This is a genomic window from Amycolatopsis sp. NPDC054798 (genome assembly GCF_053611505.1).
Window position 1 is genome coordinate 1 of record NZ_JBSHAM010000050.1, and the last position, 25,635, is coordinate 25,635.

Genomic DNA, 25,635 nt, shown 5'->3' on the forward strand with positions numbered 1-25,635 from the left:
GCCCCAATGTGGCATTGGGTGCATGCGACGCACCGAACGCCACATTGGGTGCGTCTGACGCACCCAATGCCACATTGGGGCGCTAGCCCCGCCCTCCCAACCGCCACCTCCGCACCCAACTCACCAGGCACCCAGCCCCCTCCCTGCACCCCGATACGAAGCTTCCCTGCGGTCTGAGGGTGGTTGTCAAGGCATCTTTCCCGCCTTGACAACCACCCCCAGACCGTCAGCACAATCAGGCTTCGGGGTGCCCGCCGCCCCACCGGGGCGCAACGTCGCCGCCAGGCGACGAGCCGCCGCCCGCGCCCCCGCAGATTTGTCAGACCCCCGAGCTACCGTGCTCAAGTGGAGTTCGACCAGACCACCCAAGCCACCTACCTCCCCTCGGACCCCCCGAGAGAGGGAGTCCTGGCCCTCTGGGGCGACGAGATCGAGGGAGACACCCCGATCCAGCTAGTCCTGCCCGGCGGCGGAAAATTCGCCCGCACCGAGGTAGTGGCACGCCTCATACCGCTGGCGAACGCCATCCCCCGCCTCCTGGTCGTGCCGGACGAAACCAGCCCCGCCCTCGCAGCCTGGTCGGCAGTGGTCAACGCCGGAGTCAACCTCGTAGCGCGCGGCCGGTTGCGTCCAGCGTCCACCCCGAGCGGCCTAGGCACCTGGCGAGTAGGCCCCCTCGACGCCGCCGACGAGGAACTCCTCCGCGGACTGGCCGCGGCCCTGCCACCCGAAGCACACGCACTACCGCTGTCCGGCGTCAAACGAATCCGCCTGCACTCCCCGGAATCACTGGTTCGAGCAGTATGGGACGCAGCAGCGGACGTCCTGGTCCGCAGCCCGGCCGCGGCAGTCGGCTCTGGCGGGGCGGGATTCGCAGAATCACAACCCACCCTCCTAGACCCAGACGGCGCAGCCTGGCTAGCCGAACTGGAAACCCGCCGCCCGGACGGCGCCCAGCTGCTGCTGAGAATCGAAGCAACAGACGAGGAATTCGCCGGAGTCCTAGCCGTCCGCTCGACCCTCGAACCGAGCCTGGTCGTCGAGGCAGCCACCCTCTGGGACGCCCCCGAAGCAGTCCTGCACCGCCTAGGCGACCAGGTGGAAACACAACTCCTCCTCGGCCTTCGGCGAGGCGCGAGAGCCTGGCCACCACTCGGCCGAATCCTGTCCGAACCAGCCCCCACCACGCTCCCGCTGTCCGACGACGAGGTAGTCGACCTGCTCGGCACCGGTGCCCGCGACCTCGGCGGAGCAGGCATCGAAGTCCTGTGGCCCAAAGATCTTTTCGCCGGAGAAGTCCGCGCGAAGGCGAGCGTCACGCAAGCCCCGGCGAGCGAATCCGGTCCCGCGTTCCCGCTCAACGGCCTGCTGGAATTCCGCTGGCGGCTCAGCCTCGGCGGCAGCGAACTCACCGACGAGGAAGTAGCCGCGCTCGCTGAAGCCAAACGTCCGCTGGTCCGGCTCCGCGGCCAGTGGGTGAAACTCGACCCAGCCCTGCTGGCGCGCATGCGGGCCCGGCGTTCGCGCCTGACCGGGGCCGAGGCATTGGCCGCCGCGCTGACCGGCGAGCTGGAGGTCGACGGCGAACGGGTCGAATTCGCCCCGCAGCCAGCCCTGTCCGGTCTCGCCGAACGCCTGCGCGAACGAGACCCCGCACCCATCGGGGAACCACCCGGCCTCACCGCCACCCTGCGCCCGTACCAACGAGCCGGACTGGGCTGGCTCGTCGCCATGACCGACCTGGGCCTCGGGGCCTGTCTCGCCGACGATATGGGACTGGGCAAGACAATCCAGCTCATCGCCCTGCACCTGCACCGGCGCGCCCAAGCCGCCGGACCGACCCTCGTGCTGTGCCCGACGTCGCTGCTGGGCAACTGGGAACGCGAGTTCGGCAAGTTCGCGCCGGACGTGCCGGTGCGCCGCTTCCACGGCGGCGGAAGGCACCTCGACGACCTGGCCCCGGACGAGGTCGTGCTCGCCACGTACGGCGTGCTGCGCCGGGACCGGGAGCTGCTGTCCGAAGTGGACTGGGGCATGGTCGCCGCGGACGAGGCGCAGCACGTCAAGAACCCGTTGTCCGCCACGGCGAAAGAACTCCGGCAGGTGCCCGCGGCGGCCCGTGTGGCGCTCACCGGCACGCCGGTGGAGAACCGGCTCACCGAACTGTGGTCGCTGCTCGACTGGACCACGCCGGGGCTGCTCGGCCCGCTGGAGAAGTTCCGGCGCACCGTGGCGCGGCCGATCGAACGGGACCGGGACGAGACGGCCACCGGAAGGCTCGCCGCGACGGTCCGGCCGTTTCTGTTGCGCCGCCGCAAAACCGACCCGGACATCGCGCCGGAACTGCCGCGCAAAACCGAGACCGACCGGTACGTCCCGCTCACCGCCGAGCAGACCACGCTGTACGAGGCGGTGGTGCGGGAAAACCTCGCGCAGATCCGGGAAGCCCAGGGCGTGCAGCGGCGCGGCCAGGTGCTGAAGCTGCTCACCGAACTCAAGCAGATCTGCAACCATCCGGCGCACTACCTCAAGGAAAGCGCCGGCGCGCTGAGCGGGCGGTCGGGCAAGCTCGCCGCGTTCGAGGAACTGCTGGACGTCATCCTCGACGAGGGCGAGAGCGTGCTGGTGTTCAGCCAGTACGTGCGGCTGTGCCGGCTGCTGGAGCGACGGCTCGCCGAGCGCGGGCTGCCCACCGCGCTGCTGTCCGGCGAGATCGGGCCGAAGCAGCGCGACGAGATGGTGGCCGCCTTCCAATCCGGCGAGGTGCCGGTGTTCCTGCTGTCGCTCAAGGCAGGCGGCGTCGGGCTCAACCTCACCCAGGCCACGCACGTGATCCACTACGACCGCTGGTGGAACCCGGCGGTGGAGGACCAGGCCACCGACCGCGCGTACCGGATCGGGCAGGACCGGCCGGTGCAGGTGCACCGGCTGATCGCGGAGGGCACGCTGGAGGAACGCGTCGCCGCGGTGCTGGAAACCAAGCGCGGGCTGGCCGACGCGGTCGTCGGGGCGGGGGAGGACTGGATCACCGAACTGTCCGACGACCAGCTCGCCGACCTCGTCCGGCTCGGGAGCGGCTGATGCCGCCGCGGCGGACGTTCGGGCGCCGGTGGTGGGGCCGGGCGTGGGTGGAGGCGCTGGAGCAGCGCGCCAAACTGGACCCGAACCGGCTGCCGCGCGGGCGGACGTACGCGCGCAAAGGCGTCGTGGACCAGCTGGAGATCAGCGCGGGCGAGATCACCGCGTGGGTGCGGGGAAGCCGCCCGGACCCGTACCGCGTCGCCATCCGGATGCGCGAGTTCAGCGCGCGGGAATGGGAAAAGCTGCTCGACGTCGCCGGACGGCGGCTCGGGCACGCGGCCGCGTTGCTCGACGGGGAGCTGCCGGAGGAACTGGCCGTCCAGTCCCGTGAGGCCGGGGCCGATCTGCTGCCCGGTCCTGGCGATCTGCGGCCGCGCTGTTCCTGTCCGGACAGCGCGAATCCGTGCAAACACGTGGCGGCGGTGTACTACCTGGTCGCCGACGAGGTGGACGCCGATCCGTTCGTGCTGTTCACCCTGCGCGGCCGGGGCCGGGACGCGGTTTTGGCTCAGCTGCGGGAAATGCGGACCCCCAGCGCTGCGCGCCCGGCTCGCGCGCCGGAGGTCGGCCTGGCCCCGAAAAAGGCGTACTCGCGCCGGATCGCCCCGCTGCCGCCGTTGCCCGCGGTCCCCGGCGAACCCGGCCCGCCCGCCGTGCTCGACCTCGACCCGCCCGCCCGCACCGGCCTGACGTCGGCCGCGCTCACGGCGCTGGCCGCGGACGCCGCGTCGCTCGCGCTCGACCTGCTGCACACGCGGGATGCCTTGGCGGACTTGACTTTTGCCGAGGATCTGGCCCGTCGCGCGGCCCGGCCGGGCGCGGACGTGTTCGGGTTGGCCGCTGCCGCCCAGGTCGCGCCCTCGGAGCTGATCGTGTCGGCGCAGGCGTGGCGGGAGGCGGGCCGGAGCGGGCTCGCGGCGCTGCGAGACGTGTGGAGCCCCGGCCCCGGGGCTTTGGCGGCGGCAGGTGCGGAGCTGGCGGAATTGCCGGGGGAGGTGAAGGTATGGCGCAACCGCGTCACGGCCGGGCCGGTGCAGCTCCGGTACGGACAGGACAGCCGGTGGTACCGCTTCGTGCGGGTCGCGGGGCAATGGTGGCCGGACGGGCCTCCGGCCGAGCAGCCGGTCGATCTCGCCTACCCGGCGGAGAGCTGAGTCACTTACGCAGAGTGAAACGAGACGGTCCGTCTCGTTTGGTGCTACGGTCGGCCGCATGACGAGAACATGGGTGATCACCGGAGCGGGCCGGGGACTGGGCCGGGCGCTGACGCTGGCCGCGGCGGAAGCGGGCGACCGAGTGCTGGCGACCGTCCGGACGGAGGGCAGCGCGCCGGAACACCGGAACGTTGTGGAGCACGTGCTCGACGTGCGTAACCGGGCGGCGGCGCGGGAAACCGTGCAGCGGGCAGTGGCCGAGTTCGGCCGGCTGGACGTCGTGGTGAACAACGCCGGGTACGGGCTGGTCGGCATGGCCGAAGAGATAAGCGAGGACGAAGCGCGGGACATCCTGGAGACGAACCTGCTGGGAGCGTTGTGGCTGACCCAAGCCGCGCTGCCGGTGCTGCGTGAACAGCGGTCGGGCCACGTCGTGCAGATCTCCTCGGTCGGCGGCGCCGGTTCGGTGCCGGGATTCGGGCTGTACAGCGCGAGCAAATGGGGGCTGGAGGGAATGAGCGAGGCGATCGCGCAGGAGGTCGCGGAGTTCGGCGTGCGGGTGAGCATCGTCGAGCCGGGCGGGATGGACACCGAATGGGCGACCGGCAGCATGCGGTTCGCCGCTCCGGACCCGGCGTACGACGGGCTGCGCGAGCGGATGTTCGGCACAGCGACCGTGCCGTGGGCCGCAGACGGCACCGGCGGCGGCACCCCGCCCGCGGAGATCGCCGCCGAGATCCTGCAGCACGTCAACGATCCCGCCGACCAGCGGCTGCGTGTCCTGGCGGGTGCTGATGCCCCCGCTATGGTCGCGACCGCGCTGTCGGGCAGGCTGACGGATTACCGTCAGGACAAGCGTTTCTCGGACGCGGAGAGCTGACATGGCGCGCGCCAGCACCCGAGCCCGCGTGCACGCCGCGGTGCTCTCCCTCGCCGCCGAGGCCGGTTTCGGCGGTCTCACGATGGAGGGCATCGCGGCCCGCGCGGGCGCCGGGAAGCAAACGCTGTACCGCACGTGGTCGTCGCCCGCCGCGGTCCTGCTCGACGCGCTGCTGGAGCAAAGCCTGGACGCTTCCGGCGAAGTCGCCGTCCCCGACACCGGCGATCTTCGCGCCGACCTGGAAACCTTGGTCCGCGGCATGATCGCCGAACTGACCGATCCCGCCTCGGACCGGTTGCTCCGCGCGGTGACCGCCGAGCTGCAGACCGATCCAGCGATCGGCACCGAAGTCCTGGACCGGCTGCTGGGCCCGCAGCTGCGCGCGATCGCCGACCGCCTGTCCAGCGCCGGGGTCGAAGATCCGGAGGACGGCGCGGAACTGTTGCTGGGCCCGGTTTTCCACCGCTGGCTGCTGCGCACCCGGCCGTTCACCGAGGACTGGCCCGTCGCTCACGTGGAAAGGGTGCTGCGCGCGGTGTCGTTCGGCGGCTAGCGTTGCCCGCGTGGCGAAAGAGACCGTGTACCGCAGGGCGCTCGACCGGGTGGAAGGCTTCCGGCGTCCCGCGCAACCCGACGACGAAGCAGGGTTCGAGGTCTGGGCGGTGCTCGTCGAGGCTGATTCGGCGTTCGCAGGGCTGCTGACCACTGCGGTGAACCACGGCGGGTTCGATTCAGCGCAGCTGGCGCATGTCAGAAGCTCTCTCGAGCAGATTCACCCCCCGCCGGGCCGCTTGGCGAAATGGCGGGAAGTCCTTCGCAGCGCGATGTCCGAGGTGGAGTCCGGCTCCGGCAGGTGGGCGCGGGAACGCCCGCTCATGCTCGATCTCTGCCGAGCCTGGAAAGCCGACCTCGAAACCCGCGGCCTGGTGCGAAACGCCGTCGTTGAGCTGGATCCGGAGTCAGCGTCGGAAGGCAGCTGGAACTGGTTCCTCTCTTTCGACCTCGACGGCGCCGAGTTCGAAGCCCTGGTGATCCAAGACCTTTCCGGTGCCGCGTTCGAAGACGGCACCGGGCTCTTCGACGATCACGTCAAGCTCGAAGACATCCCCGCCTACCTCGAACGCAGGCTGAAGCAGCCCCGGTCAACTGCCGGCTGACTCGGTTCCCCGAAGCTCCACGCAACATCCGCCGTCGTGCGGCGCGACCCGGGCCGTCGACACTCCCGGCACCTGCAGCCCTTCCACCACCCCGCTCAAGAACCGGTCGGTCATCCCGCACACCAGGTCCGGCGCGCGCTTCGCCAGCGGCTGGAACGGGCAGTTCCGCAGCCGCAGGCACGCCGGCGTCTCGCGGTTCGGCTCGAATCCGTGCCGGGCCAGCACCGCGCTCGTCAGGGTCAGCCCGCGCTCCGTGCCCAGCCGCCCCGGCCGGGAGCGTTCGCGTTCGGCGGCACCGGCTTCGGAACCGTGCCGTCCGGCCTCGCGCAGGGCGGCGTCCCGCGCCGGTTCCCCGGGGGCCGCCGAGGCGACCGCGTCCACCAGGATCGCGGCCAGCACGTCCGGCTGCCGGGGAGGGATGGTGATCGCGAAGTCGGTCGCCGCGGGTTCGTAGACCTTCGGGGCCCGGCCTACTTTGCGGACGCCGCCGACGGTCTCGTAGCGGGCGCGCAGGAGGCCGGCCGTCACGAGTTTGTCCAGGTGGAACGCGGCCAGCTTGCGCGAGATGCCGACCGCCGCGGCCGCCTCCTCGCGCGTCACGGGGCGGCCGGCGCCGCGGATGAAGGCGTACATCCCCCGGCGCAGGTCCTCGTCCAGCGCGGCTACCGCGCGGATGGTCGCCAGGTCACTCGTCACACATCCACGATAACGCCCAGCAAGGTTCTCCGAACCCGCTACCTGGCTTGTTCACCTGGTCACATTGACTCGGCCAGGCGATAAGACCAAGATTTGTAGGCGAAACCCTGTTCTGCCAGCTCCGAAGGCCGAGGATCGCCCATGCAGTCGTCCGGAACCGCCCTGCGCGTCGTCCACGAGCCCGTTCCCGGCTTCGACCTGGCGGCTGCCGAAAGCGCAGCGGGGGACTTCCTGCGTGCGCTCGGAGTCAGCCTCGACTCGGAGAGCCTGCGCGGCACTCCCGGCCGGATGGCGCGCGCGTACGCGGAGCTGTTCACGCCCCGCGCGTTCGACCTCACCACGTTCCCGAACGACGAGGGCTACGACGAGCTGGTGCTGGCCCGCGGCATCCCGGTCCGCTCGGTCTGCGAACACCACCTGCTGCCCTTCATCGGGGTCGCGCACGTCGGGTATCTGCCGGGCGAGCGGATCCTCGGGCTGTCGAAGCTGGCGCGGGTCGTCGAGCATTTCGCGTGCCGTCCGCAGGTGCAGGAACGGCTGACGAAGCAGATCGCGGGCTGGCTCGGCGACCAGCTGTCGCCGAAGGGCGTCGGCGTGGTGATCGAGGCCGAGCACACCTGCATGACGCTGCGCGGCGTCCAGGCGACCGGGTCGTCCACGGTCACGTCCACCCTTATGGGCACGCTCCGCGAGGACGCCCGGTCGCGTCAGGAGTTCTTCTCGTTGACCGGGGTCAACGCCTGAGCGCGGGCCCAGTCGAGCCGGGCCCAGTCGAGAAAGTGCTCGACGCCGCGCACCACGTGCGTGCTGCGGATCGACGGGAACACGTCGAACGCGTGCTGCGCGCCGGCTAGTTCCGCGTACGCCACCGGATGGGCGGATTTGGCCCGCAGCCGGGCGACGAACTCGCGCGCCTCGGCGACCGGCACGAGCGAATCGTGCTTGCCGTGGATCACGAAGAACGGCGGCGCGTCCTCGGCGATCCGGTCCATCGGGGACGCCGCGAGGTAGTCGTCCAGCCGGTGCTCCGGTGCGAACACCCGCCGCGCCATCAGGCTTTCCAGGCGGTACCGGCTTTCCTCCTCGCCGGTCGACGCGGCGATGTCGTACACGCCGTAGTGCGGCACGCAGGCCTGCACGCTCGTGTCCGCCTCTTCGAAACCCGGCTGCAGCGCCGGGTCGTTCTGGCTCAGCGCGAGCAGCGCGGCCAGGTGCCCGCCCGCCGAACCGCCGGTGACCGCGACGAAGCGCGGGTCGCCGCCGTATTCGGCGATGTGCTCGCGGATCCAGGCGAGCGCTTGTTTGGCCGCCACGATGTGCGCCGGCCAGCGCGACGCGGGGGAGAGCGGATAGTTGATCGCCACGCAAACCCAGCCGCGGCGGGCGAGGTGGCGCATCAGCGGCAGGCCCTGCTGTTCCTTGTTGCCGATCGTCCACGCTCCACCGTGGATCTGCAGCAGCACCGGCGCGTCGCGGACTGTCTCGCGCGGACGGTAGACGTCCAGCAGAAAGCGTTTGCCGCCAGGGGCGTAGGCGACATTCCGGTCGCGCACGACGTCCGGCTCGTGCATCCGGAACGGCGTCATCAGCCGTGCCCATGGCGTCGAGAAGTCCGAAGGGTTCTCCAGCTGGTCCCGGTAGTCCTCGCCGAGCGCTTCGACGAGCGCGGCCTCGACCTCGAGGCGCGCCTTCAGCGAGGTCGCGATGAGCGAAGCGAAACCGGCCGCGGACAGCCCGGCCAAAGCCAGTCCGATCCGGTCGCTGGGGCGGCGCAGCCCGCGGCGCGCGACGTGCTGCACGGTGTCGGCCGCGGTGAGCGCGAGCAGGTGCGGCGCGAGTTCGCCGGTGAGCCAGCCGGCGAAGAACACCGGGATCGAGGTCGGCCGCGGTTTCGGCGGCCGCAGAGCGAGCGCGGCGAGGCCGAGCTGTGCTGCCCGGCGGGTCACGAAGTCCGGTTTCACCTGCCCGATGCTACCTCCGCCGAGCGCCCCGGCCAGGGTTCTGCCTTACCCTGGCAGACATGCAGCGACTGAGCGGGCTGGACGCGAGCTTCCTCTACCTGGAGACGCCCTCGCAGGTCTTGCACGTCTGCGGCCTGCTCGTCCTCGACGGCTCGACCATGCCCGGCGGCTACACCTTCGGAGAGTTCAAGCGCCGCCTCGCCGAACGGGTCGCGCTGATCCCGGCGTTCCGCCGCAAACTCCACAATCCGCTGTGGAACCTGAACCATCCGGTGTGGGTCGAGGACGAGGACTTCGACCTCGACAACCACGTGCACCGGATCGGCCTGCCCGCGCCGGGCGACGACCGCGAACTCGCCGAGCTGTGCGCGCACATCGCCGGACAGCGGCTCGACCGCGCGCATCCGCTGTGGCAGTGCTACGTGATCGAGGGCCTGCCGGACGGACGGCTCGCCGTGCTGCTGAAAATGCACCACGCGAGCGTCGACGGCGTCGGCGGAGCGAGCCTGATCGGCTATCTCGCCGGGTTCGAACCCGACGCGCCGCTGCCGGAGCTGCCCGCCGGCGAGCAGCACAACGACGGACTCCCGACCCGGTTGCGGCTGCTGCGCGAGAGCGCCGATTCGCTGCTGCACCGGCCGTTCGAGATCGCCCGGTTGCTGCCGGAGCTGCTTGAGCTGGTCCCGCGATGGCTCGGCAAAGCTTTGCGCGGCAAGGGAATGCCGGTGCCGTTCACCGCGCCGAGGACTTCGCTGAACGGGACCATCACCGGACACCGTTCGGTCGCGTTCGCGCAGCTGGACCTTGACGCGGTGAAGCAGGTGAAGAACGCGTTCGGCGTCACCGTGAACGACGTGGTGCTGGCGCTGGTTTCCGGCGCGCTGCGGCAATTCCTGCTCGGCCGCGGCGAATTGCCGGGGGATCCGCTGGTGGCGACGGTCCCGGTGTCCGTGCACGAGCGCACGGAACGCGATCGCGGCAGCAACCGGGTGTCCGCGTTTTTCGCTTCGCTGCCCACGCATTTGCCGGACCCGGCGGCGCGGGTGTTCTTCCTGGCCGAGGCGAACCGGCGGTCGAAGGACCACCATTACGACATCGACGCGGACATGCTCGCGGACTGGGCGCAGTTCTCTCCGGCGACGGTGTTCGGGTTGGGCGTGCGCGCGTATTCGGCGCTGCGGCTGGCCGAACGCCATCCGGTGGTGCACAACCTGATCATCTCCAACGTTCCTGGGCCGCCGATGCCGCTGTATCTGCTGGGCGCCCGGATCACCGGGCTGTACCCGCTGGGGCCGGTGTTCCACGGGGCGGGGCTCAACATCACGGTGCTGTCCAATGACGGCAAGGTGGGCATCGGGTTGCTGGGGGCCAAGGAATTGGTGAAGGATTTGTGGCCGCTGGCGGACGCGTTGCCGGAGGCGCTGGACGAGCTGAGCAAGGCCGCGCCGGTTTAACGACGGCGTTTCTTCGCCGTGTGCGGGATGTCGGCGAATTTCAGTGTGGCGCGCAGGCTGCGAACCGCTCGGTCCAAACGCAGCAGTGCGACCTGGGAGAGCGTGAACAACTCGTCCACGTTCCACGCCCGCCCCGCAGCCGCGAGCACGACCGTGTCCGGCGCGCCGCCCAGCATCCGGCCAGGGTCCAATGTGGACACTTTGTCGGCCAGCTGTGCCAGCGCTTCCGGTTCGTCGTGCAGGGCCTCGGCGGACACGAGTGCCTGGGTGTAGAGGTGGCTTGCCGCGGTGGCGCGGCCCAGCCATTTGACGTGGATCAGCTCGTCGCCAGGTCCCAGCAGATCGCACAGTTCGAACCGGGGATGCAGGGGCGTGCTCGCGAAATCCTTGTCCAGGCACAGATATCCCGGTTCGAGAGCGGCGACCCGCTGACAGTACCGATGCTCGTCATCGGGCTGGCCGCTCGGTTTCCACGTGACTTCCGGCCAGACATGCTTGCGCGCCAGCAGATCCCGCACCTGATCCCGCATCTGCTCGACATAAGTCTCGCCGATCCGGTACCAGCGGGACTGATGGAAGACGTATCGAGTGTGCTCGACAGTCGTCTCGAACACCAGCCAGCGGGCGGCGGGCAGCGGGGCTCCGGTGGGTTCCGTGCCCGCCTCGTCGGCGCAGGTCGTGATGCGGCCCGCGCGCAGGGCTTTCAGCCGCCGCTCCACGGGAATTCCGCTGAGGCGCGTGGTCAGGTGCTCGAGTTCGAGGCGGCCGGGCACGTGGATCGGGCCGCCGGGGCCGAGGCCGGCGACGCGGAACGAACCGGCGTTCTCCGCGTCGTTCGCGGCGCTGGACGGCCACGCCAGGCCGAGCGCGTCGCTGCCGCCGAGCGCTTCGGCGAGCTGTCGTTCCAGTTCGGGCACCAGCGGGTGATGCCGGTCCATCGGACGGGTCTGGGAAATGAACCGCAGTGCGGAATCCTCGTCCGGTTCGTCGACCACGGCTCCGACCGCGTCGAGATCGGCCAGGAACGCTTCGGGATCCTTGGCCAGCGGAGCCCACAGCGAGGTGCCGACGCGGATGCGGTAGCGCTTGCCGGTCACCCGGCCGTAGGTGAGGTCGGTCAGGTCCGCGGAACCGGCGAGCCGGTGCACGAGATCGCCGTACGGTTCGAGCCGGAACGCGGACAGCTCGCCGCCGCCGGGAATGGAGATCTGCGTGGCCCGCGCGGAAACGTCCAGCGCGGCGCTCGCGACGAGCCCGAGGTCGAACGGGTCGAGCCGGCGGATTCCGAAGCGCAGCCCGAAACCCTGCTCGACGTGTTCGTCGTTGAGCACGAGATGTCCCGCGCCCCAGGTGACCGCGTAGGTCCACGGCGGACGCGGGACGAGCAGCACGGCGAACGGCAGTGTCGAGGGCAGGTCGAGCGGCCCGCCGCCGAGCGCTTCGGCGTGCTGCAGCCACTGCGGGGCCTCGGTGCGGAACGCACCCGCGACCAGCCGGGCGCGCGTGCCGGGCAGGTCGACCGGGCGGTCGGCGCTGATCTGCTCGGGGGAGAGCGGGGTCAGCAGGTCGGTTTCCGCCGCGGAACCGTCGAGGCGGAAGAGGGACGCCGGACGGCTGGGGGCAGGCATGACCACCACCGGAGGACGGAATTCCAGGACGTCCGATCAGCCTAGGTGGCGCGGCGGTCCGGCCGGTTAATCACGGAGCGCGAATGGCGTGCGGAATGGTGAAATTTCGTTGAATCACCCATTCTCAGGACGCGGGCACGGCCGATGATAGGGTTTCCTTTCGAGATGCGCCAGAGCGGGTTTTGCGAGGCAGGGGAACCGGAAGGTGATCTCGCGATGGCCGTTTACTGGACGCGGAATTGCGTTTTCGATAAATCGTCCGGCGGTGCCGAAAGAACCTGTTCGCCGGTCAGGGCTGGGCTGTCCGGGGCGCTGTCTCCGCGTTTCGGTGACGCTCGGTGAGTAATTCGGTGCACGGGCCTCGCGGCGAATGGGCTAGCCGGGTCGGCGGCCGTTCGCGGGACGGTTCGCGCTGCCGCGCGTGCCCGACTACCCTGGCCGAGTCGTTTCCGGTCGGCCCGCCTGCGGGGGCAGCATGATGACAGTCCCGATGTTCGCGCACGGCGACCGTCTCACGCGTCGGGACCTGGAGACGATCTCGGATGAACGCCGCCGGTACGAGCTGGTGGACGGGACGCTTCTGGTGAGCCCGTCCCCGCGTCCGCTGCACCAGCGGGTGGTCGCGCGCCTCCTCGCCGCGCTGACCCCGCTGTGCCCTGCCGACTGCGAGGTCCTGCCCGCGCCGGTGGACGTGGTGCTCGACGAGTTCACCGTGATGATCCCGGACGTCGTGGTCGGGCGGCGCGAGACGTTCACCGAACGCGCGCTGGTCGGCGTCCCGGTGCTGGCGGTCGAGGTGGTCTCGCCGTCGAGCAGGCACATCGACCGGTTCCTCAAACCGGCCCGGCTCGCGCTCGCGGGCTGCCCGTACTACTGGGTGATCGAGCCGAACGAGCCGGCGGTGAGCTGCTTCCGCCTGGTCGAAGGCGAGTACGTGCTGGACGGGGAGGCTTCGGGCGACGACGTGGTGCGGCTGGAGCTGCCGTACCGGCTGGAGCTTCGGCCCGCGGATTTGGTGTCGACGTACTAGGGGGTCGTGAGTGGCAATGCCGGTTAGAACCGGCATGAACACGCACGAGACCCAGCCCTAGGCCGAATCCGCGATCCTCCCCTGCCCGGCCACGGCCGCCTGCACCGAAGTGCACGCCGCCATCAACGCCGCCACGAACTGATCGGCCGCAAACACACACGCGGTATGCCCGGCCGGAATCTCATACGTCGCCGCCCCAGAAATCCGCCGCGCCAAACTCCGCTGATGCGCGGGCGCGATGAACCCGTCCCTCGAAGTCACCACGACCGCCGCGGGCAGGTCGAGCGTGTGCAGCCACGGCGTCGAATCGAAGCGGCCGATCTCGTCCAGTGCCACCGCGATCGCCCACGGGCTGGTCGACCGGAATTCCTCCAGCGCCCACCGGTGGTCCTCCAGCCGGGCGAGGCGTTCGCGGCGGGGTTCGCCGGGGACCAGTCCGATGCGGGCCTGGTCGCGCAGCAGGTGCAGGGTGCGGCCGAACAGGTCGAGCGCCACGCGCTGCCGGAGGCCGCGGCGGAAGTTGCTCGCCGTCGAGCACAGGACCAGGCCGGTGACGCGGTCCGGGAAGCGGCGGGCGGTCAGCTGGCCGACCATGCCGCCCATCGAGTAGCCCGCGACCAGGAACCGGTCGATGCCCAGCGCGTCCGCGACCGCGACCACGTCTTCCGCGCAGTCTTCGAGGCTGAACTCGTGCGAGCGGATGCCCTGGCCGTGCCAGCGCTGGTCGAACACGACGACCCGGTGATTCACCGACAGCCGCTTCAGCGCCGGGTACCAGGTGAGCAGCCCGGTGCAGGCGACCGAGTGCAGCAGGATCACCGCGGGCGCGTGCCGGGGCCCGATGTCCACCACGACCGTCTGGCCGCGATCGGGCAGGGAGAGCGGCTGAGGGTCGGGGACGCCCGCGGTGGGCGGGATGGTCGCGAGTTTCCGCGTCGCTTGCCAGCCGACGTCGCCCAGCGCTGATTTGAGAACTTGTTCCGCACCCACGTCGGCGTGCCGCCCCTCTCCGCTTCGTGGTCGATCCGCAGCCCGGCAAACGGTCTTGGGGGTTGCCGAGCCAGCCCATACCGGCTAAAAATAGAACGTGTTCCACCTAGGTGGAGGGAGACCGGAGTGGACTTCACCCCCGACGATACGCAGGGCGAGATCACCTCGCTCGCCGCGCAAGTGCTCGGGAAGGCCGACGAGCCCGCGGACCAGTGGCGAGCGCTGGCCGACGCGGGCCTGCTCGCCCTGCCCCTGCCCGCCGACCTCGGCGGCGACGGGCTCGGCGTCGACCATGTCGCCCCGGTGCTCACCGAGGTGGGCCGGGCCGCGGCGGCTGTGCCGGCGTACGCCGTGCTGGCGCTCGGCATCCTGCCGATCGAGGCGCTCGGCACCCCGGCGCAGCGCGCCGAGTTCCTCCCGCCCGCAGCGGCGGGGGAGACCATTCTCACTGCCGCCTTGCACGAGCCGTCCGCACCGCTGACCTCCATCCCCGGGACCAGCGGTGCGGCGGCGGACGGCGCTTGGGCGGTGACCGGCGTCAAGACGCACGTGCCGTACGCCGCCGAAGCCGCGCGGATTCTCACGCCGATCGCGTTGCCGGGCGGTACCGGTGTCGCGCTGGTAGATCCGCACGCCGACGGCGTCGAAATCCTGCCCGCCTACAACGCGGCCGGGACGCCGGAATACACCGTGCGGTTCGACGGCGCCCGGGTGAACGAAGCCGACTTCCTGCGCGACCGCACCGCCGGGCACGCGTTGCAGACACTGCACCGCTACGCCTTGGCGGGCGCGCTGGCGCTCGGTGACGGACTGCTCGCGGGAGCGTTGGCGCTAACGGCCCAGCACGTCGGCGAGCGCACGCAATTCGGCCGTCCGCTGGCGACTTTCCAAGCGGTGGCCCAGCAAATCGCGGACGTCTACGTCGCTTCCCGCACCGTGCACCTGGCCGCGGTGTCGGCGGTGTGGCGGCTGGCGTCCGGATTGGACGCGGACACCGAGCTGGACATCGCGGCGTACTGGCTGACCGAAGAAGCGCCGTCCGCGCTGGCGGTCTGTCATCACCTGCACGGCGGCGTCGGCGTCGACCGCACCTATCCGCTGCACCGGTATTCCTCGGCGATCAAGGACCTCGGCCGCGCGGTCGGAGGAGCGGCGCACCGGCTCGGCCGGCTGGGCGAACGAGTGGCGGGATGAGCATGCACATCGAACTGACGGCCGCGCAACAGGAACTGCGAGCGCGGCTGCGCGAGTATTTCGCGGGCCTGCTGACCGCCGACGAGCGCCGGGCCTTGCTGCGGGAGCGGCACGGGCAGACCTACCGCGACGTCGTGCGCCGGATGGGCCGCGACGGGAAGCTCGGCGTCGGCTGGCCCAAGGAGTACGGCGGCGGCGGTTTCGGCGAGATCGAGCAGCACATCTTCGTGGACGAAGCGGCCCGCGCGGACGTCCAGCTGCCGTCGGTGACCTTGCAGACGGTCGGGCCGACGCTGCAGGCGTTCGGCACCGAGGAACAGAAAGCCCTTTTCCTGCCGAAGATTCTGGCCGGGGAAGTGCATTTCGCCATCGGGTACACCGAACCGGAAGCCGGGACGGACCTCGCCTCGCTGCGGACGCGCGCGGTCCGCGACGGCGACGAGTACGTGATCAACGGCCAGAAAATCTTCACCACCGGCGGCCACGACGCGGACTACGTGTGGCTCGCGGTGCGCACCGACCCGGACGCTCCGAAGCACAAGGGCATCTCGATCCTCATCGTGGACACCCGGGACCCCGGCTATTCGTGGACGCCGATCATCACCTGCGACGGCGCGCACCACGTCAACGCGACGTTCTACGAAGACGTGCGGGTGCCGGCGAACATGCTGGTAGGAGAGGAAAACCGCGGCTGGCGGCTGATCACCACGCAGCTCAACCACGAGCGCGTGATGCTCGGCCCGGCCGGGCGGATCGGCGGTCTGCACGACCGCGTGTGGGCGTGGGCGGCGGAGCGGAAGACCCAGGACGGCACGCCGCTGCTCGACCTTCCGGACGTGCGTGCGGTGCTGGCCGAGACGTTCGCGGTCGCGCGGGTCAACGAACTGCTGAACTGGCAGGTCGCGGCGGCCGCGGCGGACGGGTCGGTCGAGATCGCCGACGCCTCGGCGACGAAGGTGTTCGCCTCCGAGCGGATCCAGCGGATCGGGCGGCTGCTGGAGGAGCTGGTCGGGCGGCACGGCGACCTCGCCGACCCGGACACCGCGGAGCTCGCCGAATGGCTTGACGTGCTGGCGAAACGGAATCTGGTGCTGACGTTCGGCGGGGGCGTCAGCGAGATCCAGCGCGAACTGATCGCCTCCGCCGGACTGAAACTGCCGAGGGTGCCGCGATGACGATCGAGGAAGCCGCCGCGAAAATCGCCGCACAGGGCGAAAGCGCGCCGAGGTATGCGCGCGATCCGGTGAACCAGGCGATGGTGAACAACTGGGTCGAGGCGATCGGCGACGCCAACCCGGTCTACACCGACGCGGAGTTCGCCGGCGCGAGCGTCCACAAGGGACTCGTCGCGCCGCCCGCGATGGCGCAGGTGTGGACCATGCCGGGCCTGCACGGCGTGCGCGGGAGCGACGATCCGCTCGCCGCGATCATGAAAGTGTTGAGCGAAGCCGGGTTCACGTCCATTGTGGCCACCAACTCCGAGCAGACTTATCACCGCTATCTGCGGTCCGGCGAACACGTTTCGACCACGAACGAGCTGAAGGACGTCACCGGCCCGAAGCACACCGGGCTCGGCGAGGGCTGGTTCGTGACCACCCGGACGAACTGGTACGTCGGCCGGGAATTGGTGGCGGACATGGTGTTCCGCGTGCTGATGTTCCGTCCTCGCGAACCGGAACCGCCTCCGTCGCCGGTGCTGCGTCCGGTGGTCAGCCACGACACCCAATTCTTCTGGGACGGTCTCCGTGAAGGCGAATTGCGCATCCAGCGCTGGGGCGACGTACTGCGGCATCCGCCCGGTCCGATGCCGCCGGACGGATCGCTCGACACGGTGCCGGACTACGTCGTCGCCAGCGGGCGCGGCACGGTTTACAGCTTCGTCGTGCACCACCATCCGGCGGTGCCGGGCAAGAAGCTGCCGTTCGTGGTCGCGCTGGTCGAACTGGAGGAAGGCGTGCGGGTGATGGCCGAACTCCTGGACGCCGAACCGGACGAGGTCCGCATCGGGCTCCCGGTCGTGGCCGCGTTCGTGCGCGTCGACGACGAGCTGACCCTGCCCGCGTGGAAGGTGGCGCGATGACTGCCGCAGTCGGGACCGAACTGCCGCCGATGGTGCTCGAGGCGACGCCGACGTTCGTGATCAGCACCGCGTTGGCGACCCGGGATTTCCAGGACGTGCATCACGACCGGGACGCCGCGGTCAAGCGCGGGTCGAAGGACATCTTCGTCAACATCCTCACCGACACCGGGCTCGTGCAGCGGTACGTGAGCGAATGGGCCGGTCCGCAGGCGCTCGTCCGCTCGATCAAGATCCGGCTCGGCGTGCCGTGCTACGCCGGGGACACGCTCACCTTCACCGGCCGGGTCACCGCCAGGGACGGGGCGGACGTCGAGCTGGAAGTGTCCGCAGTGGACAGTCTGGGCGCGCACGTGACCGGCACGGTTTCGCTGACGCTGCCGGAGGAGGACGCATGACGTTCACCGGGACCACCGCCATCGCCGGGATCGGCGCGACGGAGTTCTCCAAGGATTCCGGACGCAGCGAGCTTCGCCTGGCAGCCGAGTGCGTGAGCCACGCGCTGGCCGACGCCGGGCTTACTCCGTCCGATGTGGACGGCATGGTGTCGTTCACCATGGACGGCAACGCGGAAATCGCGCTCGCCCGCGAACTGGGCATTCCGGAGCTGACGTTCTTCAGCCGCGTGCATTACGGCGGCGGCGCGGCAGCGGCGACCGTGCAGCAGGCGGCGATGGCGGTGTCCAGCGGGATCGCCGACGTCGTGGTGGCATACCGGGCGTTCAACGAGCGCTCCGGAACGCGGTTCGGGCGCGTGTCGGCGGCCGCGGCCCAGCAGGTGAACACGTCCGGTGTGGACAATGCGTTCCACTACCCGATGGGCATCGCGACCCCGGCCGCGACCGTGGCCATGGTCGCGCAGCGGTACCTGCACGAATACGGGGCCACCAGCGAGGATTTCGGCAAAATCGCGGTGATCGACCGGGCGCACGCGGCGACCAACCCCCACGCGTGGTTCCACGGCAGGCCGATCACGCTGGAGGAGCATCAGGCTTCGCGCTGGGTCGCCGAACCGTTGCACCTGCTCGATTGCTGCCAGGAAAGCGACGGCGGGGTCGCGCTGGTGATCACCAGCCTCGAACGCGCGCGCGACCTGCGGCAGGCACCGGTGGTGGTCTCGGCGGCGGCGCAGGGGAGCGGTCCGGACCAGTACGTGATGACCAGCTACTACCGCGACGATCTCGCCGCGCTGCCGGAAATGGGCGTGGTCGGGCGGCAGCTGTGGGGCCAGTCCGGGATCGGACCGTCCGATGTGGACGTCGCGGTGCTGTACGACCACTTCACCCCGTACGTGCTGATGCAGCTGGAAGAACTGGGTTTCTGCGGTCGCGGCGAGGCGAAGGGCTTCATCGCGGGCGACACGCTGAGCATCGATGGGAAACTGCCGCTCAACCCGCACGGCGGGCAGCTCGGCGAGGCTTACATTCACGGCATGAACGGCATCGCGGAGGCTGTCCGGCAGCTGCGCGGCACGGCGGCGAATCAGGTCGCCGGTGCCGGTACCGCGGTGGTGACTGCGGGGACCGGTGTGCCGACCAGTGGGTTGGTGTTGACCAGGTCGTGAGTGTTTAGGCCGGTTCTAACCGGGATCGCCACTCACGAGGCGGGACCCTACGGCGTGTTCGCGTCGCGAGGCGATAGCGCGCCCCAATGTGGCATTGGGTGCATGTGACGCACCCAATGTGGCATTGGGGCGCTTGAGCCAGTAGGCAGCCGGAACGCGGTGCGCTCTAACCGGCTAAACACTCACAGGACCTGCCTCCGCCCACGCCGCTCTAAACCGCCGGCACGTACCCGCTGCACCACCACGCCCGATGCGAACTCCCTCCGGTCCACCAGCTTCAGGTCGAGGCGCTCCGGAAGGTCGGCGAACAAGGTCGGCCCGTGTCCCGCGATCCTGGGGCGCACCACGAACTCGTACTCGCAGATCACCCGGCCGAAGAGCAGCACGTCGGCGCGGGCGATGATTTCGGTCGAGTGCCGGTGCAACTCCTCGTCCGGCGCGATGCCGGTGAGGTGGTCGCAACAGCCGTCCAGCGTGACGTCGATGGAACGACGAAGCGGGCGCAGCGGCCGACAACAACGCCCTGAGCTGGACTTGCCGACCCGCGCATAGTCCTTGTGGGTCAACGCGGATCACCTCATTGCTGGCTGGTGCCCGCATCTCGTGCGTGTCACGGTGGTAAGGACCTAGTGACACAGCGTGTCCGGAGATGCGAGGTGCCGAGGTGTATGTCCCGCTGGCGTGGCTGTTCACCGCGCTGTTCGCGTTGCTGGCCCTGCCGTGCGTGCTGCGGCTGGTGAAACTCGACTACGTGAGCCTCGGCCATCGGGTGCGCAACGGCGACCTGGCCGAACTGCTGCTGGTCGTGGCGATGGTCGCGATGTTCTGCCCGGCCGGCGGCCCGATTCCGGCGGCGGGCTGGCAGGCCGTGCTGGTGCTGACCGCGGGCTGGTTCGCCTGGTCTGCCTGGCGGGGCCGCGCCGAGGGGCACGGCTGCGCTCACCACGCGCTGTCCGCGGCGGCGATGCTGTACATGGTCACCGCGATGCCGCACGGCGGAATGGTGCACGGGCCGTGGCTCACGATGTCCACAATGGACACAAGGCTGGCGTGGCCGGTGGTGGCGATAGGCGCGGCGGTCTACTTCGCGGTGGACGCGGTCCGCTCCGGCGTGGTGGCGATACGCTCGCGCGGCACCACGGTGCCGGGGCACGCGTCGCGCACGCTGTGCCGCGCCGCAATGGGAGCGGGCATGGGCGTCATGCTGCTCGCGGCGGTCTGACTCTCAGCCGAGTCGCTGGACTTCGCCGTCGGGCGGCAGTTCGGCCAGCTTCGGCAGCGTGTCCGCCGGGTGCGCGGCGACCCATTCGCGAGCCGCGGCGACGTCCCGGCCCAGAGCGTCGATCAGCTCCTGCGAGGATCCGTAAGCCTGCTGGTTGCGCAGATGCTTGCCGAGCCAGACGGTGAGGCGTTCGCCGTACAGATCGCCCTCGAAGTCGAGCAGGAAGGCTTCGACCAGCCGGTAGCCGTCGGCGCCGTAGTAGGTCGGGCGGCGGCCCACGGACACCGCCGCCGCGACGCGGGTGCCGTCCGCTCGCTCCGCCCAGCCGGCCCAGACCCCGTCGCCGAGTTCGCCGCGCTGGTCGCGCAGCGCGATGTTCGCGGTGGGGAAGCCCAGCTCACGGCCGCGCTTGTCGCCCGGCTCGACTGGCCCGCGCACCACGAAGAAGGTGCCGTCTCGCTCGTCCGCCATGGGACAACCGTATAACGGTCCCGATGTTCAGCGGGAGGTCAGCACTGTGTCGGCCAGCACAGGCGCGTCGCCGCGTTCCGGCGCGGTGGTCGTGACCAGCAGACGGCCGTTCTCGCGCCACACGCGCACGCGCAGGTTTTCGCCGGGGAACACGACGCCGGCGAACTTCGTCCCGTATGCCGAGACGCGTGCGGGATCGCCGTCGAGGAACGCGTCGACCACGGCCTTGGCGACCATGCCGTAGGTGCACAGCCCGTGCAAGACCGGCTGCTCGAAACCGGCGGCCCTGGCGAACGCCGGGTCGGCGTGCAGCGGATTGCGGTCGCCGCACAGCCGGTACAAAAGCGCCTGCTGGGGCAGCGTCGGCACGTCGAGAACGGCGTCCGGTTCCCGGTCGGGCCACTCGATCTTGTCCGACGGCCCGCGTTCGCCGCCGAAGCCGCCCTCGCCGCGGGCGAAGATGCTGGCCTGGGCTGTCCACAGTGGAGTGCCGGATTCGTCGGCGACCTCGGTTTCCTGCACCAGCACCGCGGCCTTGCCCTTGTCGAAGACGTCGGCGATCCGGGTGCGTGCGACCGCTTTGCCCTCGGCCGGGATCGGCCGGTGCAGTTCGATCTTGTGCTTGCCGTACAGCACTTTCGCCAGGTCGACGTCGACGCCGGGGAACTTCAGCGCGGGCGGTTCGAAGGTGCGCAGGTTCACCGCGACAGTGGAGAAGGTCGGCAGCACGCGCAGGTCCTGCTCGTAGGCGTAGCGCAGTTCGCGCTCGTCCAGCGGATCCGCGCCCGCACCGACGGCCAGGTGGTACAGCAGCACGTCGGACGGCGTCCAGGCGAAGCTGACCTCGCCGAGATCGGCTCCGATCGCGACCGCGGGGTCGATGGGCACGGCTCTCCACTCACTCGTAGCTGACGGACACCTCGTCGGTCAACGGTACCGACTGGCAGGCGAGCACGATCCCGTCGGCGATGTCCTCGGCGTCGAGCACCTCGTTGTTCAGCATTTTCACCTCGCCGGAGGTGATGCGGCACGCGCACGCGCTGCACTGGCCCTCGCGGCAGGAGTACGGCGCGTCGAGGCCCGCTGCGAGCAGGTGGTCGAGCAGCTTCCGCTGCCGCGGCCAGGACATCTGCCGGGTCTCGCCGTCGAGGTCGACAGTGAGCGCGGTCGTTTCGCCGCTGGTGTCCTCTGTGTCGTCCGCGGGATCCGGCTCCGGTTCGTCGGCGAAGGGATTCCCGGTGAGCGAGTGGAACTTCTCCACGTGCACGCGTTCCCGGGGCGCGCCAAGCTCGCGCAACGCGTCCTGCGCGGCGGCCATGAACGGCGCGGGGCCGCAGAGGAACGCTTCATGGCGGAGATACGGTTTGGCGAGCGCCCGCAAGGCGGTGACCGTCGGCAGGCCCTGCAAGCTTTCCAGCCAATGCACCACGGTGATCCGGTCGCCGAACCGCTCGGCCAGTTCCCGCAGTTCGGCGGCGAAGATCACCGACTGCTCGTCGCGATTCGCGTAGACCAGCACCACCTGGCCGTCGCCCTTTTCCAGTGCGGATTTCAGGATCGACATTACCGGCGTGATCCCGCTGCCCGCGGCGAACAACAGGAAGTCCGCGTCCAAAGAGGACGGACAGAACACGCCGGACGGCCGCAGCACGTCGATCGTCGAGCCCGCCTTAAGCTCGTCGCAAACCCAATTCGAGCCGTACCCGTCCGCCGTCCGCTTGACCGTGACCTGAACCCGGTTCTCGTGCGGTGCGCTGGAAAGCGAGTAGCACCTCGCGACAGAACCCGTTTGGTCGCTGGGAATCCGCAGCGTGAGGAACTGCCCGGGGGAGTAGGCGAACCGCGCAGCGTGTTCGTCCGGAACCGTGAAGACAATCGACCGGGCGTCCGCGGTTTCCTCGATCACCTCGGCGACGGTGAGCGTGACGACGTCAGTCATTGCGCACCTGCCCGAAATTGCCGTCGCGCACCGCGCTGTCGATGCTGTCCGCGAGTTTCTCGCAGGTGTCCAGCAACGCCGTATTGCCGCCGGAAGCGGCGTGCGCGGCGAACACCGGACAGCTGGTCGCGGCGTCGGTGGTCCACTGGATGCTGGTGTGCTTCAGGCTGTTTTTCTTGACCAGCACACAGGTTCCGCAGCTGCGGCACTCGTGCGGCCGCAGCCCGGAGGTGAGGAATTCGGTGGCTTCAGCGGTCACACCCCAGCCTCCTCCGACTGAGCCGCCGCCTCGGCCTCCGCCCGCTGGCGCGCCAGGTTTTCCTGCACCTCGGCCGCCCAGACCTCGTTCGCCTTCGTGGTGTCCACTTCGAACTCGAACCGGCGCGTCATGTCCTCGGTGACGTCCGCGGCGTCCACGTAGAACTGGTCGTACCAGCGGCGCAGCTGGTAGACCGGGCCGTCCTCCTCGCACAGCAGCGGATTGTCGATCTTGGTCTTGTTCTTCCAGATCTCCACGTCCTGCAGGAAACCGACGCCGATGCCCTTCGCGAGCTTCTGGGCGATCTTGTCCGCGTGCTCGTCGGAAACGCCGGGCATCTTCTTGACCATGATGCCCCACTGCAGCACGAACGACGTCGGCGAAACCGGGTAGTGGCAGTTGATCAGCACGTTCTCGATTTCGAAGCCCTGGAAGGAATTCACCAGCCAGTTGATCATGTAGGACGGCCCGAAGTACGACGCCTCCGAGCGGAGCAGGTTTTCCTCGCCGCCGTAATTGGACGCCATGCCCATGTCCGGGCGGCCCTTGGTGTTGAGGTACTGGGTGGCGATGTGGCCCTCGAACACGTTCTTGAAATACGTGGGGAAGGCGTAGTGGATGTAGAAGAAGTGCGCCATGTCCACCACGTTGTCGATGATCTCGCGGCAGTTGGCGTTCTCGATGAGGATCGAGTCCCAGGTCCAGTTGCTCCACTCGTCGCTGAACGCGCCCTCGACGCGCGGGATCACGACGTTCTCCGGCGGCGGGTTGCCCTCCGGGTCGTGCCACACGAACAGCTGCTTGTTCTCCTCGAGCACCTGCCACGCCCGGGTGCGCGCCCGCAGCGGGACCCGCTTGGCGTACGGGATCGACTTGCATTTGCCGTTGCCGCCCCACCGCCAGTCGTGGAACGGGCAGGCGATCTCGTCGCCCTTGACCGAGCCCTGGGTCAGGTCGCCGCCCATGTGCCGGCAGTACCCGTCGAGCACGTTCAGCTTCCCGGCGGTGTCGGCGAACACCACGAGCTTCGTGCCGAACGCCTGCACCGCGTGCGGTTTGCCGTCGCGGAAGCTTTCGGCGAGCCCGAGGCAGTGCCAGCCGCGGGCGTACCGCGCCGGCGGCGCCCCGGCGTCGATCGTGCGGATCTCGGATCCCTCAGTCTTCGGCGTCACTGCCTGCCTCCCGTGCCGGTCTGATCTTCGTTCGCCAGCGTCTGTGCCGCAAGGTAGCCGAACACCATCGCCGGGCCGATGGTCGCGCCCGGCCCGGCGTAGGTCCGGCCCATCACCGGTGCGCTGGTGTTGCCCGCCGCGTAGAGCCCGGACACGACCGTGCCGTCCTCGCGCAGGACGCGGGCGTTTTCGTCGATGCGCAGCCCGCCTTTGGTGCCCAGGTCGCCGGGCACCACGCGGACCGCGTAGTACGGGGCCTTGGCCAGTTCGCCGAGGCTCGGGTTGGGGCGGTTGCGCGGGTCGCCGTAGTAATGGTCGTAGGCGCTGAGCCCGCGCTGGAAGTCGTCGTCGACACCCTTGCGCGCGAAGCCGTTGAAGCGCGTGACGGTCTGCTCCAGCGCTTCGGCGGGCACGTCGATCTTCTCGGCGAGCCCGGCCAGCGTCGCGGACTTCGCCACGATCCCGGCCTTGTACCAGCGCCCGGGCAGCGGCTGCCGCGGGCCGAGGCCGGTGAACAGGTAGCGGTCGCGGTAGCGCTGGTCGAACACCAGCCACGCGGGCACGTGCTTGCCCGGGCCGTCGCCGTCGCCGTACATCGCGTGCACGGCCTCGACGTACGGCGCGGACTCGTTCACGAACCGCGTGCCCTGAGCGTCGACCATCAGGCAACCGGGCCGGGAGCGCTCGGCGAGCGCGAACCATGGGCCGCCGGTGAGCGGGAACGACGGACCCCACCAGGCGTCGTCCATCAGGTCGGTCGCCGCGCCGAGTTTGAGCCCGGCGTTGATGCCGTCGCCGGTGTTCGCCGCCGCGCCGACGGTCCATTCGGTGCCGATCGGCGCGCGCTGGTATTTGGTGCGCATCTCTTCGTTGCGCTCGAAGCCGCCGCACGCCAGCACCACTCCGCGACGCGCGCGGAACAGCGTCTCCTTGCCTTCGCGGCGGGCCACGATGCCGGTGACGATGTCGTTTTCCATCTGCAGATCGACCAGGGGAGTGTCGAGCAGAACCTCGACGCCCGCGTCCCGCAGGCCCTTCCGCAACCCGGCCGCAAGCGCTTGCCCCATGGACAGCAGCTGCTGTCCGCGGACGCGTCCGACCAGCCATTTCATCCCGAGCGACAGCATCCGGGCGAACCCGCGCGGATGCCGGGCGATCAGGCTCAGCCAGCGATAGTCCGACTGGGTGATCGGCACGCCGAGCGGCGGCGCGCTGTAGGGCGGTTCGAGCCGCGCGAGGTCGGCGCCGAGGAGTTTGCCGTCGAGCGGCTTCGGCTCCACGGACCGCCCGCCGGGACGTCCGCCGGGCGCTTCCGGGTGGTAGTCGCTGTAGCCCGGCACCCACTGGAACTCCAGCGGGGTGTTCCGGGTGACGAACTCCAGCACCTCGGGCCCGTGGTCGAGGAAGGTCGTGCGCAGTTGCTCCGGCACCACGTCGCCGACGATCGACTCCAGGTACTGCCTCGCGCGTTCGGGTGGTTCTTCGATGCCCGCGGCCCGCAGCGCGTGGTTGCCGGGCAGCCAGACGCCCCCGCCGGAGCGGGCGGTCGAACCGCCGAAGCAGGCTGCCTTTTCCAGCACCACCACGGAAAGCCCGCGATGGGCGGCGGCGAGCGCGGCGGTCATCCCGGCGGCGCCGCTGCCGGCCACCACCACGTCGTACTCGTCCGACATGCCACCTCACATGCAACGTGTTATCGGCTAAAG

The 25,635-nt window shown here is 70.0% G+C and carries 25 protein-coding genes; 14 read left to right on the forward strand and 11 right to left on the reverse strand.

All coding sequences use genetic code 11. The features are described 5' to 3' along the window. Positions 1 to 345 precede the first annotated feature (345 nt). Genes ACWGIC_RS27335 through ACWGIC_RS27355 form a run of 5 tightly spaced genes read left to right on the forward strand, consistent with a single transcriptional unit; the run spans position 346 to position 6,272 of the window. On the forward strand, positions 346 to 3,081 hold the full coding sequence (locus ACWGIC_RS27335; RefSeq protein ID WP_452078784.1) for a DEAD/DEAH box helicase: 2,736 nt from the start codon (positions 346 to 348) through the stop codon (positions 3,079 to 3,081). Next, positions 3,081 to 4,235, forward strand: a complete 1,155-nt coding sequence (locus tag ACWGIC_RS27340; protein ID WP_452078785.1) for an SWIM zinc finger family protein — start codon at positions 3,081 to 3,083, stop codon at positions 4,233 to 4,235. The genes ACWGIC_RS27335 and ACWGIC_RS27340 overlap by 1 nt, the downstream gene beginning before the upstream one ends. A 58-nt stretch (positions 4,236 to 4,293) precedes the next feature. Beyond that, positions 4,294 to 5,115, forward strand: coding sequence for an SDR family NAD(P)-dependent oxidoreductase (locus ACWGIC_RS27345; RefSeq protein WP_452078786.1), 822 nt, complete (start codon positions 4,294 to 4,296; stop codon positions 5,113 to 5,115). Between the two features lies 1 nt (position 5,116). After that, positions 5,117 to 5,668 carry a TetR/AcrR family transcriptional regulator gene (locus ACWGIC_RS27350; RefSeq protein WP_452078787.1) on the forward strand — a complete coding sequence of 184 codons (552 nt, stop codon included), beginning with the start codon at positions 5,117 to 5,119 and terminating at the stop codon, positions 5,666 to 5,668. 10 nt (positions 5,669 to 5,678) lie between these two features. Then, a complete protein-coding gene (locus ACWGIC_RS27355; RefSeq protein ID WP_452078788.1) occupies positions 5,679 to 6,272 on the forward strand; it encodes a hypothetical protein in 594 nt (197 codons plus the stop codon). Here ACWGIC_RS27355 and ACWGIC_RS27360 read toward each other — a convergent pair. Next, the gene (locus ACWGIC_RS27360) at positions 6,258 to 6,968 is read right to left on the reverse strand and encodes a helix-turn-helix transcriptional regulator (RefSeq protein WP_452078789.1); all 711 of its coding nucleotides are present in this window, start codon (positions 6,966 to 6,968) and stop codon (positions 6,258 to 6,260) included. The two genes, ACWGIC_RS27355 and ACWGIC_RS27360, sit on opposite strands and share 15 nt — an antisense overlap. Positions 6,969 to 7,109: 141 nt before the next feature. Here ACWGIC_RS27360 and folE point away from each other — a divergent pair, with 141 nt between their 5' ends. After that, positions 7,110 to 7,712 carry a GTP cyclohydrolase I FolE gene (folE, locus tag ACWGIC_RS27365; protein WP_452078790.1) on the forward strand — a complete coding sequence of 201 codons (603 nt, stop codon included), beginning with the start codon at positions 7,110 to 7,112 and terminating at the stop codon, positions 7,710 to 7,712. Here the strand turns inward: folE and ACWGIC_RS27370 are convergent. Further along, a complete protein-coding gene (locus ACWGIC_RS27370) occupies positions 7,676 to 8,929 on the reverse strand; it encodes an alpha/beta hydrolase fold domain-containing protein (RefSeq protein WP_452078791.1) in 1,254 nt (417 codons plus the stop codon). The two genes, folE and ACWGIC_RS27370, sit on opposite strands and share 37 nt — an antisense overlap. Positions 8,930 to 8,988: 59 nt before the next feature. Here ACWGIC_RS27370 and ACWGIC_RS27375 point away from each other — a divergent pair, with 59 nt between their 5' ends. Then, complete coding sequence (locus tag ACWGIC_RS27375; protein ID WP_452078792.1) at positions 8,989 to 10,383, forward strand: WS/DGAT/MGAT family O-acyltransferase; 1,395 nt, start codon at positions 8,989 to 8,991, stop codon at positions 10,381 to 10,383. On the opposite strand, the gene ACWGIC_RS27380 is transcribed toward ACWGIC_RS27375, so the two are convergent. Beyond that, positions 10,380 to 12,011, reverse strand: a complete 1,632-nt coding sequence (locus ACWGIC_RS27380) for a TIGR04141 family sporadically distributed protein (RefSeq protein WP_452078793.1) — start codon at positions 12,009 to 12,011, stop codon at positions 10,380 to 10,382. The two genes, ACWGIC_RS27375 and ACWGIC_RS27380, sit on opposite strands and share 4 nt — an antisense overlap. A gap of 490 nt (positions 12,012 to 12,501) precedes the next feature. Here ACWGIC_RS27380 and ACWGIC_RS27385 point away from each other — a divergent pair, with 490 nt between their 5' ends. After that, positions 12,502 to 13,041: a Uma2 family endonuclease gene (locus ACWGIC_RS27385; protein WP_452078846.1), complete on the forward strand. Its 540-nt coding sequence runs from the start codon at positions 12,502 to 12,504 to the stop codon at positions 13,039 to 13,041. Between the two features lie 57 nt (positions 13,042 to 13,098). Here the strand turns inward: ACWGIC_RS27385 and ACWGIC_RS27390 are convergent, their stop codons facing one another. Continuing rightward, positions 13,099 to 14,031 (reverse strand): alpha/beta fold hydrolase, encoded by a 933-nt coding sequence (locus tag ACWGIC_RS27390; RefSeq protein ID WP_452078794.1) that lies wholly within the window; start codon positions 14,029 to 14,031, stop codon positions 13,099 to 13,101. A gap of 126 nt (positions 14,032 to 14,157) precedes the next feature. Here ACWGIC_RS27390 and ACWGIC_RS27395 point away from each other — a divergent pair, with 126 nt between their 5' ends. From ACWGIC_RS27395 to ACWGIC_RS27415, 5 genes are read left to right on the forward strand one after another with little or no spacing between them, the layout of a single operon-like run. Then, on the forward strand, positions 14,158 to 15,225 hold the full coding sequence (locus ACWGIC_RS27395; RefSeq protein ID WP_452078795.1) for an acyl-CoA dehydrogenase family protein: 1,068 nt from the start codon (positions 14,158 to 14,160) through the stop codon (positions 15,223 to 15,225). A 2-nt stretch (positions 15,226 to 15,227) separates the two neighbouring features. Next, positions 15,228 to 16,400, forward strand: coding sequence for an acyl-CoA dehydrogenase family protein (locus ACWGIC_RS27400; RefSeq protein ID WP_452078847.1), 1,173 nt, complete (start codon positions 15,228 to 15,230; stop codon positions 16,398 to 16,400). After that, complete coding sequence (locus tag ACWGIC_RS27405; RefSeq protein ID WP_452078796.1) at positions 16,397 to 17,305, forward strand: bifunctional MaoC family dehydratase N-terminal/OB-fold nucleic acid binding domain-containing protein; 909 nt, start codon at positions 16,397 to 16,399, stop codon at positions 17,303 to 17,305. The genes ACWGIC_RS27400 and ACWGIC_RS27405 overlap by 4 nt, the downstream gene beginning before the upstream one ends. Then, on the forward strand, positions 17,302 to 17,700 hold the full coding sequence (locus tag ACWGIC_RS27410; protein WP_452078797.1) for a MaoC family dehydratase: 399 nt from the start codon (positions 17,302 to 17,304) through the stop codon (positions 17,698 to 17,700). The genes ACWGIC_RS27405 and ACWGIC_RS27410 overlap by 4 nt, the downstream gene beginning before the upstream one ends. Further along, positions 17,697 to 18,866: a lipid-transfer protein gene (locus tag ACWGIC_RS27415; protein ID WP_452078798.1), complete on the forward strand. Its 1,170-nt coding sequence runs from the start codon at positions 17,697 to 17,699 to the stop codon at positions 18,864 to 18,866. Before ACWGIC_RS27410 ends, ACWGIC_RS27415 begins: the two co-directional genes overlap by 4 nt. A 182-nt stretch (positions 18,867 to 19,048) precedes the next feature. Here the strand turns inward: ACWGIC_RS27415 and ACWGIC_RS27420 are convergent, their stop codons facing one another. Beyond that, entirely contained in the window at positions 19,049 to 19,432 is a 384-nt protein-coding gene (locus tag ACWGIC_RS27420; RefSeq protein ID WP_452078799.1) for a hypothetical protein, read from the reverse strand. A gap of 83 nt (positions 19,433 to 19,515) precedes the next feature. Between ACWGIC_RS27420 and ACWGIC_RS27425 the strand changes: the two genes are divergently transcribed. Next, positions 19,516 to 20,088 carry a DUF5134 domain-containing protein gene (locus ACWGIC_RS27425; RefSeq protein ID WP_452078800.1) on the forward strand — a complete coding sequence of 191 codons (573 nt, stop codon included), beginning with the start codon at positions 19,516 to 19,518 and terminating at the stop codon, positions 20,086 to 20,088. A gap of 3 nt (positions 20,089 to 20,091) precedes the next feature. Here ACWGIC_RS27425 and ACWGIC_RS27430 read toward each other — a convergent pair whose 3' ends face one another. Genes ACWGIC_RS27430 through kstD form a run of 6 tightly spaced genes read right to left on the reverse strand, consistent with a single transcriptional unit; the run spans position 20,092 to position 25,602 of the window. Next, positions 20,092 to 20,559: a riboflavin kinase gene (locus tag ACWGIC_RS27430; RefSeq protein WP_452078801.1), complete on the reverse strand. Its 468-nt coding sequence runs from the start codon at positions 20,557 to 20,559 to the stop codon at positions 20,092 to 20,094. A 27-nt stretch (positions 20,560 to 20,586) separates the two neighbouring features. Next, the gene (locus tag ACWGIC_RS27435) at positions 20,587 to 21,447 is read right to left on the reverse strand and encodes a MaoC/PaaZ C-terminal domain-containing protein (protein WP_452078802.1); all 861 of its coding nucleotides are present in this window, start codon (positions 21,445 to 21,447) and stop codon (positions 20,587 to 20,589) included. A 10-nt stretch (positions 21,448 to 21,457) separates the two neighbouring features. Further along, entirely contained in the window at positions 21,458 to 22,498 is a 1,041-nt protein-coding gene (locus tag ACWGIC_RS27440) for a 2Fe-2S iron-sulfur cluster-binding protein (RefSeq protein WP_452078803.1), read from the reverse strand. Next, on the reverse strand, positions 22,491 to 22,757 hold the full coding sequence (locus ACWGIC_RS27445; protein WP_237598713.1) for a hypothetical protein: 267 nt from the start codon (positions 22,755 to 22,757) through the stop codon (positions 22,491 to 22,493). The genes ACWGIC_RS27440 and ACWGIC_RS27445 overlap by 8 nt, the downstream gene beginning before the upstream one ends. Next, positions 22,754 to 23,929, reverse strand: coding sequence for a Rieske 2Fe-2S domain-containing protein (locus ACWGIC_RS27450; RefSeq protein WP_452078804.1), 1,176 nt, complete (start codon positions 23,927 to 23,929; stop codon positions 22,754 to 22,756). The genes ACWGIC_RS27445 and ACWGIC_RS27450 overlap by 4 nt, the downstream gene beginning before the upstream one ends. After that, complete coding sequence (gene kstD / locus ACWGIC_RS27455) at positions 23,926 to 25,602, reverse strand: 3-oxosteroid 1-dehydrogenase (protein ID WP_452078805.1); 1,677 nt, start codon at positions 25,600 to 25,602, stop codon at positions 23,926 to 23,928. The genes ACWGIC_RS27450 and kstD overlap by 4 nt, the downstream gene beginning before the upstream one ends. Positions 25,603 to 25,635 lie beyond the last annotated feature (33 nt).

Bases quoted from the DNA above. Each gene is read 5' to 3' on its own strand.
- ACWGIC_RS27340 (WP_452078785.1), top strand. From the start codon at position 3,081: ATGCCGCCGCGGCGGACGTTCGGGCGCCGGTGGTGGGGCCGGGCGTGG.
- ACWGIC_RS27345 (WP_452078786.1), top strand. From the start codon at position 4,294: ATGACGAGAACATGGGTGATCACCGGAGCGGGCCGGGGACTGGGCCGG.
- ACWGIC_RS27350 (WP_452078787.1), top strand. From the start codon at position 5,117: ATGGCGCGCGCCAGCACCCGAGCCCGCGTGCACGCCGCGGTGCTCTCC.
- folE (WP_452078790.1), top strand. From the start codon at position 7,110: ATGCAGTCGTCCGGAACCGCCCTGCGCGTCGTCCACGAGCCCGTTCCC.
- ACWGIC_RS27375 (WP_452078792.1), top strand. From the start codon at position 8,989: ATGCAGCGACTGAGCGGGCTGGACGCGAGCTTCCTCTACCTGGAGACG.
- ACWGIC_RS27380 (WP_452078793.1), bottom strand. From the start codon at position 12,011: ATGCCTGCCCCCAGCCGTCCGGCGTCCCTCTTCCGCCTCGACGGTTCC.
- ACWGIC_RS27385 (WP_452078846.1), top strand. From the start codon at position 12,502: ATGTTCGCGCACGGCGACCGTCTCACGCGTCGGGACCTGGAGACGATC.
- ACWGIC_RS27400 (WP_452078847.1), top strand. From the start codon at position 15,228: ATGCACATCGAACTGACGGCCGCGCAACAGGAACTGCGAGCGCGGCTG.
- ACWGIC_RS27405 (WP_452078796.1), top strand. From the start codon at position 16,397: ATGACGATCGAGGAAGCCGCCGCGAAAATCGCCGCACAGGGCGAAAGC.
- ACWGIC_RS27410 (WP_452078797.1), top strand. From the start codon at position 17,302: ATGACTGCCGCAGTCGGGACCGAACTGCCGCCGATGGTGCTCGAGGCG.
- ACWGIC_RS27415 (WP_452078798.1), top strand. From the start codon at position 17,697: ATGACGTTCACCGGGACCACCGCCATCGCCGGGATCGGCGCGACGGAG.
- ACWGIC_RS27425 (WP_452078800.1), top strand. From the start codon at position 19,516: ATGCGAGGTGCCGAGGTGTATGTCCCGCTGGCGTGGCTGTTCACCGCG.
- ACWGIC_RS27430 (WP_452078801.1), bottom strand. From the start codon at position 20,559: ATGGCGGACGAGCGAGACGGCACCTTCTTCGTGGTGCGCGGGCCAGTC.
- ACWGIC_RS27440 (WP_452078803.1), bottom strand. From the start codon at position 22,498: ATGACTGACGTCGTCACGCTCACCGTCGCCGAGGTGATCGAGGAAACC.
- kstD (WP_452078805.1), bottom strand. From the start codon at position 25,602: ATGTCGGACGAGTACGACGTGGTGGTGGCCGGCAGCGGCGCCGCCGGG.